Origin of the sequence: Comamonas terrae, assembly GCF_001544075.1 — a bacterium.
GTDB classification, from domain to species: Bacteria; Pseudomonadota; Gammaproteobacteria; order Burkholderiales; family Burkholderiaceae_C; genus Comamonas; species Comamonas terrae.
In genome coordinates this window covers 1-11,978 of record NZ_BCNT01000027.1, presented here as the reverse complement: position 1 = coordinate 11,978, position 11,978 = coordinate 1, and the positions used below count along the sequence as shown (strand labels likewise).

12 protein-coding genes are annotated in these 11,978 nt (G+C 65.4%); 9 read left to right on the top strand and 3 right to left on the bottom strand.

The annotated features are described in order from the left end of the window. The first annotated feature begins 77 nt into the window (after positions 1 to 77). Both fliQ and fliR read left to right on the top strand, forming a co-directional pair. Positions 78 to 347 (top strand): flagellar biosynthesis protein FliQ, encoded by a 270-nt coding sequence (gene fliQ, locus Cte04_RS21045; RefSeq protein WP_066483793.1) that lies wholly within the window; start codon positions 78 to 80, stop codon positions 345 to 347. Between the two features lie 26 nt (positions 348 to 373). Continuing rightward, positions 374 to 1,138 carry a flagellar biosynthetic protein FliR gene (fliR, locus tag Cte04_RS21040; protein ID WP_066483792.1) on the top strand — a complete coding sequence of 255 codons (765 nt, stop codon included), beginning with the start codon at positions 374 to 376 and terminating at the stop codon, positions 1,136 to 1,138. A gap of 99 nt (positions 1,139 to 1,237) precedes the next feature. Here fliR and Cte04_RS21035 read toward each other — a convergent pair whose 3' ends face one another. Continuing rightward, entirely contained in the window at positions 1,238 to 1,867 is a 630-nt protein-coding gene (locus Cte04_RS21035; protein WP_066483791.1) for a response regulator, read from the bottom strand. Between the two features lie 43 nt (positions 1,868 to 1,910). Next, entirely contained in the window at positions 1,911 to 3,032 is a 1,122-nt protein-coding gene (locus Cte04_RS21030) for a hybrid sensor histidine kinase/response regulator (RefSeq protein WP_066483790.1), read from the bottom strand. Positions 3,033 to 3,142: 110 nt separating this feature from the next. Here Cte04_RS21030 and Cte04_RS21025 point away from each other — a divergent pair, with 110 nt between their 5' ends. The 7 genes from Cte04_RS21025 to Cte04_RS20995 all read left to right on the top strand — a co-directional run bounded on the left by Cte04_RS21025 (position 3,143) and on the right by Cte04_RS20995 (position 9,672). After that, positions 3,143 to 3,595, top strand: a complete 453-nt coding sequence (locus Cte04_RS21025; protein WP_066483789.1) for a hypothetical protein — start codon at positions 3,143 to 3,145, stop codon at positions 3,593 to 3,595. Between the two features lie 51 nt (positions 3,596 to 3,646). Beyond that, complete coding sequence (locus Cte04_RS21020; RefSeq protein ID WP_066483819.1) at positions 3,647 to 4,009, top strand: response regulator; 363 nt, start codon at positions 3,647 to 3,649, stop codon at positions 4,007 to 4,009. Between the two features lie 41 nt (positions 4,010 to 4,050). Continuing rightward, positions 4,051 to 6,216 carry a chemotaxis protein CheW gene (locus tag Cte04_RS21015; RefSeq protein WP_066483788.1) on the top strand — a complete coding sequence of 722 codons (2,166 nt, stop codon included), beginning with the start codon at positions 4,051 to 4,053 and terminating at the stop codon, positions 6,214 to 6,216. Between the two features lie 102 nt (positions 6,217 to 6,318). Further along, positions 6,319 to 6,807, top strand: a complete 489-nt coding sequence (locus Cte04_RS21010) for a chemotaxis protein CheW (protein WP_066483787.1) — start codon at positions 6,319 to 6,321, stop codon at positions 6,805 to 6,807. Positions 6,808 to 6,919: 112 nt separating this feature from the next. Beyond that, the gene (locus Cte04_RS21005) at positions 6,920 to 7,750 is read left to right on the top strand and encodes a CheR family methyltransferase (RefSeq protein ID WP_245633467.1); all 831 of its coding nucleotides are present in this window, start codon (positions 6,920 to 6,922) and stop codon (positions 7,748 to 7,750) included. Between the two features lie 54 nt (positions 7,751 to 7,804). Further along, positions 7,805 to 8,551 carry a chemoreceptor glutamine deamidase CheD gene (gene cheD / locus Cte04_RS21000; protein WP_066483786.1) on the top strand — a complete coding sequence of 249 codons (747 nt, stop codon included), beginning with the start codon at positions 7,805 to 7,807 and terminating at the stop codon, positions 8,549 to 8,551. Between the two features lie 17 nt (positions 8,552 to 8,568). Beyond that, positions 8,569 to 9,672 (top strand): protein-glutamate methylesterase/protein-glutamine glutaminase, encoded by a 1,104-nt coding sequence (locus Cte04_RS20995; RefSeq protein WP_066483785.1) that lies wholly within the window; start codon positions 8,569 to 8,571, stop codon positions 9,670 to 9,672. A gap of 144 nt (positions 9,673 to 9,816) precedes the next feature. On the opposite strand, the gene Cte04_RS20990 is transcribed toward Cte04_RS20995, so the two are convergent. Beyond that, entirely contained in the window at positions 9,817 to 11,694 is a 1,878-nt protein-coding gene (locus Cte04_RS20990; RefSeq protein ID WP_066483817.1) for an ATP-binding cassette domain-containing protein, read from the bottom strand. Positions 11,695 to 11,978 lie beyond the last annotated feature (284 nt).

The following is an 11,978-nucleotide window of genomic DNA, read 5'->3' as shown; positions in this document are numbered from 1 at the left end:
CCGTCCCGCGCTTAGGCCGTGCCAGTTTCCGATGCAGCGGGAAACATGTAGCGCTGTGGATTATTGAGAGCAAAACCATGACCTCCCAATTCGTTCTGACCTTCGGCCGCGAGGCCCTGACCCTGCTGCTCATGATCGCCATGCCGGTGCTGGGCGTGGTGATGGCCGTGGGCCTGCTGGTGAGCATCTTCCAGGCCGTGACCCAGGTGCATGAAGCCACGCTGGCCTTCGTGCCCAAGCTGCTGGCCGCGCTGGCGGTGTTCGGCGTGGTCGGGCCCTGGATGCTGTCCACGCTGGTGGACTTCATCCGCCGCACGATCGAGAGCATTCCTTCGGTCGTGGGCTGAGCCGCCCCTGGCCTGCAAGAGTTCCCGTGGTATCCATCAGCGAAGCCCAACTGGTCGCCTGGCTGTCGCCGGTGCTGTGGCCGTTCGTGCGCGTGCTGGCGCTGTTTTCGGTGGCGCCGGTGTTTTCGCAGCGGGTCATCCCCATGCGGCTGAAGGTGGGGCTGGCGCTGCTGGTGGCGGTCTGCGCCCAGCCCGTGCTCGGCGACCAGGCCGTGGTCGGCATCAACTCGCCGCAGGCGCTGGGCACGCTGGTGCAGCAGGTGGTGGTGGGCATCTCGGTGGGCTTTGCCGCGCGCCTGGTGCTGGCCGCCATGGAGGTGGCCGGCGAGGTGATCGGTCTGCAGATGGGCCTGAACTTCGCATCCTTCTTCGACCCGGTCAGCAATGCCCAGCTCAGCGCCGTCGCGCGCTTCATGGTGCAGATCGCCACGCTGCTGTTCATCGTGATCAACGGGCACCTGCTGGTGCTGATGGCCGTGCTCAAGAGCTTCCAGGCCTTTCCGGTGGACGGCAACTTCCTGCAGGCCGTGGCCCAGATGCGCCTGTACGAGATGGGGTCGGCCGTATTCGCCAGCGCCTTCTGGATCGCGCTGCCCATGATTGCCATGCTGCTGTTCGTGAACCTGGTGCTGGGCATCATCTCGCGCGTGGCGCCGCAGATGAACATCTATGCCGTGGGCTTTCCTGTCACGCTGACCACGGGCCTGATCGGGATGGTCGCCACCCTGCCCCTGCTGGAGCAGCCTCTGCTGGCCTTGCTGCAAAAAGGCCTGACGGTCTTCGGTGTGTGAAAACCATAGCGGAAGGCGCTTGCCACGCCGGCATTCCAATCGTAAATATCGCTTGACTGCCTGTGGATATGCCGCAAGCTGCTTTCTTTTGTATAGCGTCTAAATCAGGTGGTTGCGGATGGCATAGGCCGTCAGCTCGGCATTGCTGCTCATCTGCAGCTTTTCCAGCACGCGGGCGCGGTAGACGCTGACGGTCTTGGGGCTGAGCATCAGCTCCTGGGCGATATCGGTCAGCCGCTGGCCGCTGGCGATCTTGATCAGTGTCTGCAGCTCGCGCTCGGACAGGGCCTCGTGCGGCACGGGCGCCGCGGGCTGGGCCAGGCTGTCGGCCAGCATCTGCGCCACTTCGGCGGTCAGGTACTTGCGCCCGCCCATCACCGTGCGCACGGCCTCGATCAGCTGCATCGGGTCGCCGGCCTTGTTCGCATAGCCCTGGGCGCCGGCCTTGAGGCTGCGCAGCGCGTACTGGTCCTCGGGATACATGGAGACCATGATGACGCGGATCTCCGGATGGGTCTCGCGTACGCTGGCCAGCACTTCCAGGCCGTTGCGCCCCGGCATGTTGATATCGAGCAGCAGCACGTCGCAGGCTGCCGTGCGCAGCTGCTCGCGCAACTCGGCATAGCTGGCCGCCTCGGCGGTGACGGTGATGTCGGTGGCCTCGGTCAGCGTATCGCGGATGCCCCGGCGCAGCACCGCATGGTCGTCGCATAGCACCACGTGGATCAAGGTGGGTCTCCCAGAAAGAACAAGGACGGCCGCCAATGGTAGGTCATGGCCGGGTGCCGGCGAGCGGAATCGAGACGATGATCGACGTTCCCCGGCCTGGCTGGCTGCTGACATCCAGCCAGCCTTGCACCGTGCGTGCGCGCTCACTAAGCCCGCGCAGGCCGAAGGATTGGGCTTTGTCGCGCGCGCCTTCGGCCAGGCCCACGCCGTTGTCTGTTACTTCCAGTGTCAGAAAACCTTCCTGGTCGGACAGGTCGATATCCACACGGCTCGCTTGGGCGTATTTGCTCACATTGGTCAGCGCCTCCTGGGCCGTGCGGTAGGCCACGACCTGCAGGGCCGCAGGGAGGTCCATGGATTCGCGGCTGGTGCGCACGGTGGTTGCGACGCCGGTGCGCTGCTCGAAGTTGCGGGCCAGCCACTGCACGGCGGCCACCAGGCCCTGGTCCAGCACGGGCGGGCGCAGGTTGTGCATGATGCGCTGGCTGGCGCCCAGTGCGTGCTCCAGCATCTCCAGCGCGGACGCGGCATGGCTGCGCAGCGGCCCCTCGGGCGCATTGCGCTGGATCCAGGCCAGGTCGAACTTGACCGAGGTCAGCGAGCCGCCGATGTCGTCGTGGATCTCCCGGGAGATGCCGGCGCGCTCCTGCTCGATCGAAGTCTGCAGGTGCTCGGTCAGCTCGGCCAGGCGCTTTTCCGAGGCTTCCAGCTCCTGCACGGCGCGCCGGCGCGCGCGCTTGGCTTCCCAGACTTCCAGCGCGCGCGTGACCACATGCGGCAGGCTGGTGATCTGGTCCTTGAGCAGGTAGTCGCTGATGCCCACGCGCATCACATCCACGGCCGCCGATTCGCCGATGGCTCCGGACAGCAGCACGAAAGGCGGATGCTCGGGCAGGGCGTGCACCAGCTCCCAGGCGTCGAGGGCGGTAAAGCCCGGCAGGTGGTAGTCGGCCAGGATCAGGTCGAACTTCTGCGAACCCAGGGCGTCTGTAACGCCCTGTAGCGTATCCACGACGGTGAGCTCGCACTGCAGCCGCCCGCGCTGCAGGCTGAGCCGCGCCAGGGCTTGATCTGCCGCAGAGTCTTCAATATGCAGGATTTTCAAGGTCTGTTCCAGGAATTGCGCATAGCCAAGAACGCTATCATTAGATACATTTTGGAACATAGAGGTAAGGGATCGTAGAGTCGCGGTTGCAGGGTGCAGTCGGGCCGGCGGTGCCAGAACGTGTAGCGTAGGCGCTGCGCGCGGACAGGTCTATCAGTCTTGGAGTCACCATGCAGCCAATGCAAAAGCTAGCGAATGCGCCTGCAGTCCCCATGCCCGTCATGGTGGCCGCAGAGCTGCAGGATGCCTTGCTGGTGGCCCTGCACGATCTGCAACGGCTCGAAGGCCTGCTCAACCATGCCACGCAGAACCTGCTGGACCGTTTCGACGAAGCCAACGGCCAGCTGGCCGGCCCTGCCATGCCGGCGTCGCAGCCCGTGGCCGCGGCGCGCGAGGCCTTGCGCCTGGCCGTCACCGAGCTGCAGTTTCACGACATGTCCTCCCAGCTGATCGCGCACATCTCCAGCACTTTGCAGGGCTGTGCCTTCCGGCTGGGCGCGGCGGCCATGGGCGCGGACGAATCCGAAGGCGAGGAGGCCGATGCCTGCCTGCCACCCATGCCCGAGCGGCCCAATCCCGTCACGCAAAGCGAGATGGACGCGGGCTCCGTGGAGTTGTTTTGACTCCGTTGCTCGACCCTTACACCCCTTATTGCCCGTCTGTTGGAGCTGTACATGCGATCGATTCTGGCTGTTGATGATTCCCCCTCGATGCGAAAGATGGTCTCTTTCACATTGACCGGCGCCGGCTTCAAGGTGGTGGAGGCCGTCGATGGGGTGGATGCCCTGGAAAAGGCCAACGCCCAGGGCATCGACCTGGTGCTGGCCGACCAGAACATGCCGCGGCTGGACGGCATCGGCCTGACGCGCAAGCTGCGCGAGGACCCGCGTTTCCAGAAGACCCCGATCCTGATTCTGACCACCGAATCCAGCGATCAGATGAAGCAGGCGGGCCGCGCCGCGGGCGCCACCGGCTGGCTGGTCAAGCCCTTCGACCCCGATCGTTTGATAGAAGTCATTCAGAAAGTGCTCCGTTAAGCCGATAGGTACGGGGAATATGGAAAAAAGCAGGACACACCATGGCGGATCTACACCAAGATAGCGCGAACTCGGGCGCGGATTTCGACCTGAGCCAGTTCTATCAAATCTTTTTTGAGGAAGCGAGCGAGAACCTCGATCAGATGGAGCAGATGCTGCTCAGCCTGGACTTGTCCGCTGCCAACGACGAAGAACTCAACGGCATCTTCCGCTGCGCCCACTCCATCAAGGGCGGTGCGGCCACCTTCGGCTTCTCGGACGTTACCGAGCTGACCCACCGCATGGAAGGGCTGCTGGACCGCCTGCGTCGCCACGAGATCACGCCCATTCCCGAAATGGTGGATGTGCTGCTGGAATCGGCCGACGCCAGCCGCAGCCTGCTGGCCCGCCATCAGGCCGGCGGAGAAGGCGAGCCCCTGTCCACCGCCGACCTGGTGGTGCGCATCGAGACGCTGGCCCAGGGCCTGACGGCCGTGCCGGCAGTGGAGGCGGCGCCCGCTCCGGTTGCGCCCAGGCCGGCCGAGCCCGTGGCCCAGGCACCGGCGGCTGCGCCTGTCGCCGCGCCGGCCAGCGCCGGCCCTGTCGGCAGCGAGCCGCCTGCCGGCGCGCGCGTGCTGCATATCCAGATCGGCCCGCTGGAGCGCCCGGAGATGGCCGACGCCATCAAGGACCTGTTCCGCGACATTCCCGGCCTGGGGTCCATCGAGGATCTGCCGGCAAGCCAGCCCAAGAGCCGCCTGTTCCTGGTGAAGACCGTCTCCACCGACGAAGACCTGCTGGACCTGTTCGCTTTCCATGTGGCCAAGGAACAGGTGCAGATCCAGGCGGCCGTGCCGCTGGCGCCGGCCCAGGTGGAAGCGGCGGTCGCGGAGGCAGCCCCGCCGCACGAGCCCGAAGCGGTGCAGGCCGTGGCGCCGGCATCCGCCGAGGAGGTCTACGGCTTCTTCGATGGCGCCCCCGGCGCTCCCGAGGTGCCCGGCGGCAAGGCGCCGGCGGCCGCGGCAGCGCGCAGCGCCGCCCCCAAGGCGGCCCAGGCCCATATGGAGTCCACCAGCATCCGCGTGGATGTCAAGAAAGTGGACCAGCTCATCAATCTGGTGGGCGAACTCGTGATCACCCAGGCCATGCTGGCGCAGAACAGCCGAGACCTCGATCCTTCGGTCTGCCAGCAGCTGCTGGCCGGCCTGGCCGATCTGGACCGCAATACCCGGGATCTGCAGGAATCGGTGATGTCCATCCGCATGATTCCCATGTCCACGGTGTTCAGCCGCTTCCCGCGCATGCTGCGCGACCTGGCCGGCAAGCTGGGCAAGAAGATCGACCTGATCACGCTGGGCGAAGCCACCGAGCTGGACAAGGGCCTGGTGGAAAAGATCACCGATCCGCTGACCCACCTGGTGCGCAACAGCCTGGACCACGGCATCGAGATGCCCCAGGACCGGCTGGCGGCCGGCAAATCCGAGCACGGCACGCTGACGCTGGCGGCTTCCCACCAGGGCGGCTCCATCGTGATCGAAGTGCGCGACGACGGGCGCGGCATGAACCGCGAAAAAATCCTCAGCAAGGCGCGCGAGCGCGGCATGGATGTCTCGGACAGCATGCCCGACAGCGAGGTCTGGCAGCTGATCTTCGCGCCGGGCTTCTCCACGGCCGACGTGGTGACGGACGTGTCCGGCCGCGGCGTGGGCATGGACGTGGTCAAGCGCAACATCACCTCGCTGGGCGGTTCGGTGGAGATCGAATCCACCGCCGGCGTGGGCATGCGCGTGTCCGTGCGCCTGCCGCTGACGCTGGCCATCATGGACGGCATGTCGGTCGGCGTGGGCGAGGAGGTCTACATCCTGCCGCTGTCCTCGGTGGTGGAGTCCTTCCAGGTCAACCCCGACGACGTGAACACCGTGGCCAACGGCACGCAGCTCGTGAAGGTGCGCGACGAATACATGCCGGTGATCGCGCTGGAGCGCATGTTCAACGTGCCGCGTACCGACGAGAGCCAGAGCAGCAACATCATGGTGGTCATCGAGTCCGATGGCAGCCGCGTGGCGCTGCTGGTCGACGAGCTGCTGGGCCAGCACCAGGTGGTGGTCAAGAACCTGGAGAGCAATTACCGCAAGGTGCCCAATGTCTCGGGCGCCACCATCCTGGGCGATGGCTCGGTGGCGCTGATCCTGGATACCGGCGCCATGGTGCGCCGGGCCCGCCATTGAAAGATCGCTGCACGGGCGGCAGGCGCCAAGCCCGCCGCATCGAACCCTTCACCCCGCGCGCAGGCCGCGCGGGATAAAGAAACAAACGCCGAGGAGCTGACCATGAGCGTGACGAACAAAACCGTAGAAGGCGTGGCCAATGGCGCACGCGAGTACCTGACCTTCCGTCTGGGCCAGGAGGAATATGGCATCGATATCCTGAAGGTCCAGGAAATCCGGGGCTACGAGCAGCCCACGCGCATCGCCAATGCGCCCGAATTCATCAAGGGTGTGGTGAACCTGCGCGGCACCATCGTCCCCATCGTGGACATGCGCCTGAAGTTCAACTGCTCCGAAGCGGAATACAACAGCTTCACCGTGGTCATCATCCTGAACCTGCGCAACCGCGTGGTCGGCATCGTGGTGGACTCGGTCAGCGACGTGATGGAGCTGTCCGCCGAGGCCATCCGCCCCGCGCCCGACATCGAAAGCGCCATCGACAGCGGCTGCATCCTGGGCCTGGGCTCGGTGGGCGAGCGCATGCTGATCCTGCTGGACATCGAAAAGCTCATGGGCAACGTCGACATGGGCCTGGTGGCGACCGCCGCCTGAAGCTGCGGGCCTGCCAGTCACTGAACGAGGAGAAGGCGCCGTGCTGTACCCGGAACGCAACCCCATGGCGGCAGCGCCGGTCTCCGCCGAGGACGACTTTCCCGCCGGGCCGATGTCCGGCGTGGCCAGCCAGGGGCGCGAGTTCGTCTGGTCCAACCGTGATTTCGCGCGCGTCCAGGCGCTGATCTACAAGCGTGCAGGCATCAGCCTGCACGACGGCAAGCATGCCATGGTCTACAGCCGCCTGTCCCGGCGGCTGCGCGAAACCGGCTACGACAGCTTTTCCAGCTACCTGGACTGGCTGGAGTCGCTCAGCGACGGCCCGGAGTGGCAAGAGTTCGTGAACGCCCTCACCACCAACCTGACGGCGTTCTTTCGCGAGCAGCACCATTTCGAGATCTTTGCCCAGCTGCTGCGCAGCAAGCCGGCGGGCACGCCGTGGAAAGTCTGGTGCAACGCGGCCTCCACGGGCGAGGAGCCTTACTCCATCCTGATGACGGCGGTGGAATCCCTGGGGGCGTCGGCCAATTTCCAGCTGACGGCCAGCGACATCGACTCGCGCGTGCTCAATACCGCGGCCAATGGCGTCTACCGCGCCGACGGCATCAAGGGCATCAGCACGGAGCGCCTGCACCGCTTCTTTCTGCGCGGCAAGGCGGCCAATTCCGGCATGGTGCGCGTCAAGCCGGAACTGCGCCGCATGGTGGAGTTCCTCAACGTCAACCTGATCCGCGACGACTGGCCGTTCCGCGAACCGTTCGACGTGGTGTTCTGCCGCAACGTGATGATCTACTTCGACGGCCCGACGCAGCGCCGCGTGCTCGAGAAGATTCACCGCGTGATGAAACCGGGCGGCATGCTGTTTGTCGGCCATGCGGAAAACTTCAGCGATTCGCGCGATCTGTTCGCCCTCAAGGGCAAGACGGTTTATGAGCGCCAATAGCCGGCAAGAGGCCGGGCTGTCGGTGCAAAAAACAAGGCAAGGCGGGGAGGCTGAATGAATTCGTATTCCTGGTCCTCTCAGGCCGCGGCGGGCAGTCCGGCGCCCCTGGAGCGCCGCCAGCGGCCGCGCGTCCATGCCTATACGGCGGCCGATCATCCGCCACCTGGCGCGCCCATTCCTGCCTCCTCGCTGGAGCAGCTCAAGCGGCAGCCGCGCCAGCCGGGCGAGGCCTCGTTCTTCTATTTCGATCCCCATTTCCAGCACAACGCGGCCAAGGTGCTGCCCGGCGAGTACTTCGTGTCCAACGAGGATCTGGTCATCGTCACCGTGCTGGGCTCGTGCATTGCCGCCTGCCTGTGGGACCGGACCATGCGCGTGGGGGGCATGAACCACTTCATGCTGCCCGAGGGGGACAGCAGCGATGCCTCGGGCCGCTACGGCTCCTACGCGATGGAACTGCTGATCAACGAGATGCTCAAGCTCGGGGCGCGGCGCGAATCCATGCAGGCCAAGATCTTCGGCGGCGGCCAGGTCATGGCCAACTTCACCACCATGAACGTGGGGGAGCGCAATACATCGTTTGTCACCAACTACCTGCATACCGAGCGCATTCCCATCGTTTCCGAGGATGTGCTGGACATCTATCCGCGCAAGGTCGTGTACTTTCCGGCCACGGGCAAGGTCATGGTCAAGCGCCTGGCCCATGCCCATCCGGAAGAGCTGGTACAACAGGAGCGCACGCGCGGCAGCGCGGCAGTGGTGGCTCGCAATACGGCAGGCGGCTCGGTCGACCTGTTTTGAGGAAGGTAGAAGAGGGAATGAACAGGAAAATCCGGGTGATCGTGGTGGACGACTCTGCGCTGGTGCGCAGCCTGCTCTCCGAGATCATCAACCGCCAGCACGACATGGAGTGCATCGGAACGGCCAATGACCCGTTGATCGCTCGCGAGATGATCCGCGAGCTCAATCCCGACGTGATCACGCTGGACGTGGAAATGCCGCGCATGGACGGCATCGACTTCCTGGGGCGGCTGATGCGGCTGCGCCCCATGCCCGTGCTCATGATCTCCACGCTGACGGAGCGCGGCGCCGAGGTCACCATGCGTGCGCTGGAGCTGGGCGCCATCGACTTCGTGGCCAAGCCCCGCGTCGGCGTGAGCAACGGCCTGCAGGAGCTGGCCAGCCAGATCGTCGACAAGATCCGCGTGGCCTCGGTGGCCCAGGTGCGGCGCCTGCCCACGGCGCCCGCCGCCGGGGCGCAGGCTGCGCATGGTGCTCCCTCCGGGCGCCCGGCTGCAGCCGTCAGCCTGCTGGGGCGCGTCTCCACCGAGAAGATCATTGCCATCGGCGCTTCCACGGGCGGCACGGAAGCCATCAAGGAGGTGCTGACGCGCCTGCCTGCCGACTGCCCGGCCATCGTCATCACCCAGCACATGCCGCCGGGCTTCACCACCAGCTTTGCGGCGCGCCTGAACAGCCTGTGCCAGATCACGGTCAAGGAAGCCTCGCACGGCGAGCGCATTCTGCCCGGCCATGCCTATATCGCTCCGGGCGGCAAGCATTTCTCCATCAGCCGCAGCGGCGCCAACTATGTGGCCGTGGTCGACGATGCGCCGCCGGTCAACCGCCACAAGCCTTCGGTGGAGGTGCTGTTCAAGTCGGTGGCCGCCTGCGCAGGCCGCAATGCCTATGGCATCATGCTCACCGGCATGGGCGCGGACGGTGCCGCCGCCATGCGCGAGATGCGCGATGCCGGCAGCTACAACTTCGTGCAGGACGAGGCCAGCTGCATCGTCTTCGGCATGCCGCGCGAAGCCATTGCCCATGGCGCGGCCGACGAAGTCCTGCCGCTGCTGCAGATCGCGCCGGCCTTGCTGGCCAAGCTGCGCGGCGGCTCCGACCAGGTGCACCACCGGATCTGACCCGGTATCGGCATAAAAGAAAGAGCGCCTTGCGCTGGATGGCAAAGGGTCTCAGGTGAATTGAGGCCTGAAAACCAACGCAGTCCAGCGCAAGGCGCTCTTGTTATTGAAGGTGAAGGGGCGGCCTTCCAGCCGGCCGGCGGTTCACTCGGACAGCAGCGTCCAGCGCTCCAGTGCCTCCATCAGTTCCTCGTCGATCTGTGCATCGCGCTGGTGCATGGCCACGGCCCTGGCGTTGTCGGTGGCGAACAGCGTGCCGTCGGCCAGCGCTTCCTGGATCTGCTTTTGCTCGGCCTCCAGCGCGGCAATGCGCTCGGGCAGCGTTTCCAGCTCGCGCTGCTCCTTGTAGCTGAGCTTGCGCTTTTGCTTGCCGTCGTTGCGCGGCGCTGCCGGCCTGGGCTCTTCCTTGGCTGCCTTGGGCTGGGCGGCTTCGGCCAGGGCCTTGCTGCGGCGGGACTGCTCCAGCCAGTCGGTCACCCCGCCCTCGTATTCGCGCCAGTGGCCAGGGCCCTCCCAGGCAATCGTGCTGGTCACCACGTTGTCGAGGAAGGTACGGTCGTGGCTGACCAGGAACACCGTGCCGTCATATTGCTGCAGCAGTTCCTCTAGCATGTCCAGCGTCTCGATATCCAGGTCATTCGTGGGCTCGTCCAGCACCAGTACGTTGGCCGGGCGGGCAAACAGGCGGGCCAGCAGCAGGCGGTTGCGCTCGCCGCCGGACAGGGAGCGCACCGGGGAGTGCGCGCGCGCCGGGGAGAACAGGAAGTCCGCCAGATAGCTCTTCACATGCTTTTTCTGGCTGCCGATCTCGATCCATTCGCTGCCCGGACTGATGAAGTCCTCCAGCGTGGCATCCATGTCGATCTGGTGGCGCATCTGGTCGAAATAGGCCACCTGCAGGTTGGCGCCACGGCGTACCTGGCCGCTGTCGGGTGCCAGATCGCCCAGGATCATTTTCAACAGCGTGGTCTTGCCGGCGCCGTTGGGGCCGATCAGCCCCACCTTGTCGCCACGCAAAATGGTGGCACTGAAGTTGCGCACGATGCATTTGTCGCCAAAGGCCTTGTTCACCTGGCTCAGCTCGGCCACGATCTTGCCCTGGTAGCTCTCGCCCTTGCCCGAGGCAATGTCCATCTGCACGCCGCCCAGCACTTCGCGGCGTGCGGCGCGGTTGGCGCGCAACTGCTCCAGGCGGGCAATGCGGCTCTGGCTGCGGGTGCGCCGGGCCTCCACGCCCTTGCGGATCCAGACTTCTTCCTGGGCCAGCAGCTTGTCGGCCTTGGCGTTGATCACGGCCTCCTGGGCCAGCTGCTCTTCCTTTTGCTGCTGGTACTGGGCGAAATTGCCCGGATAGGAGCGCAGCACTCCGCGGTCCAGCTCCACGATGCGGGTGGCAATCCGGTCCAGGAAGGCGCGGTCGTGGGTGATCGTCACCACGCTGCCCTTGAAGGACAGCAGCAACTCCTCCAGCCACTCGATGGCATCCAGGTCCAGGTGGTTGGTCGGCTCATCCAGCAGCAGCACATCGGGCCGGGCCACCAGCGCCTGGGCCAGGGCCACGCGCTTGCGGGTTCCGCCGGACAGCGTGCCCACCACGGCTTGCGGGTCCAGGTGCAGGCGCTGCAATGTTTCCTGCACGCGCTGCTCCCAGTTCCAGGCATCGTAGGCCTCGATCTGCGACTGCAGCGCATCCAGGTCCTCGCCTTCGGCTGCGGCCAGATAGCGGTCCCGCAAGGCAATCACATGGGCAATGCCGTCCGATGCGGACTGGAAGATCGTATGCTCGGGGTTCAGGTCGGGCTCCTGCGCCACATAGGTGATGCGCACCCCGCTTTGCACCTGGATCTGCCCGTCGTCGGCCCTGGCCAGCCCACCGAGGATCTTGAGCAGGGAAGACTTGCCCGCGCCATTGCGGCCGATCAGGCCCACGCGCTCGTCGGCTTCCAGGGAGAAATCGGCATGGTCCAGAAGGGCCACATGCCCGAACGCCAGCTGGGCGTCCAACAAAGTAATCAATGCCATCGTGCGCGCATTATCGGCGGCCTCCGGCAACCCTTCCCTTCATATATGGCGCAAAGGCCTTCTCGGCAGCATCCCTGCGGGATGCTGCCGAGCGGCGGCGCTGGATTGAGCAGGGTGCCGGCATCGACCGCAGGCTCTCCCATGACCTTTTTGTGTCAACAATGGCAAACCTAGGGTTTAACCTATGCTATAGTTCGCTCCATCGCAACACGGCGCCAACGCGCTGCTAGCGAAAAGTCTGGCTGGCGACACTGAAAATTCTGTGTACAATGCAAGGCTTCACT

Bases quoted from the DNA above. Each gene is read 5' to 3' on its own strand.
- Cte04_RS21015 (WP_066483788.1), top strand. From the start codon at position 4,051: ATGGCGGATCTACACCAAGATAGCGCGAACTCGGGCGCGGATTTCGAC.
- cheD (WP_066483786.1), top strand. From the start codon at position 7,805: ATGAATTCGTATTCCTGGTCCTCTCAGGCCGCGGCGGGCAGTCCGGCG.
- Cte04_RS20990 (WP_066483817.1), bottom strand. From the start codon at position 11,694: ATGGCATTGATTACTTTGTTGGACGCCCAGCTGGCGTTCGGGCATGTG.
- fliQ (WP_066483793.1), top strand. From the start codon at position 78: ATGACCTCCCAATTCGTTCTGACCTTCGGCCGCGAGGCCCTGACCCTG.
- Cte04_RS21010 (WP_066483787.1), top strand. From the start codon at position 6,319: ATGAGCGTGACGAACAAAACCGTAGAAGGCGTGGCCAATGGCGCACGC.
- Cte04_RS20995 (WP_066483785.1), top strand. From the start codon at position 8,569: ATGAACAGGAAAATCCGGGTGATCGTGGTGGACGACTCTGCGCTGGTG.
- Cte04_RS21030 (WP_066483790.1), bottom strand. From the start codon at position 3,032: ATGTTCCAAAATGTATCTAATGATAGCGTTCTTGGCTATGCGCAATTC.
- Cte04_RS21005 (WP_245633467.1), top strand. From the start codon at position 6,920: ATGTCCGGCGTGGCCAGCCAGGGGCGCGAGTTCGTCTGGTCCAACCGT.
- Cte04_RS21025 (WP_066483789.1), top strand. From the start codon at position 3,143: ATGCAGCCAATGCAAAAGCTAGCGAATGCGCCTGCAGTCCCCATGCCC.
- Cte04_RS21020 (WP_066483819.1), top strand. From the start codon at position 3,647: ATGCGATCGATTCTGGCTGTTGATGATTCCCCCTCGATGCGAAAGATG.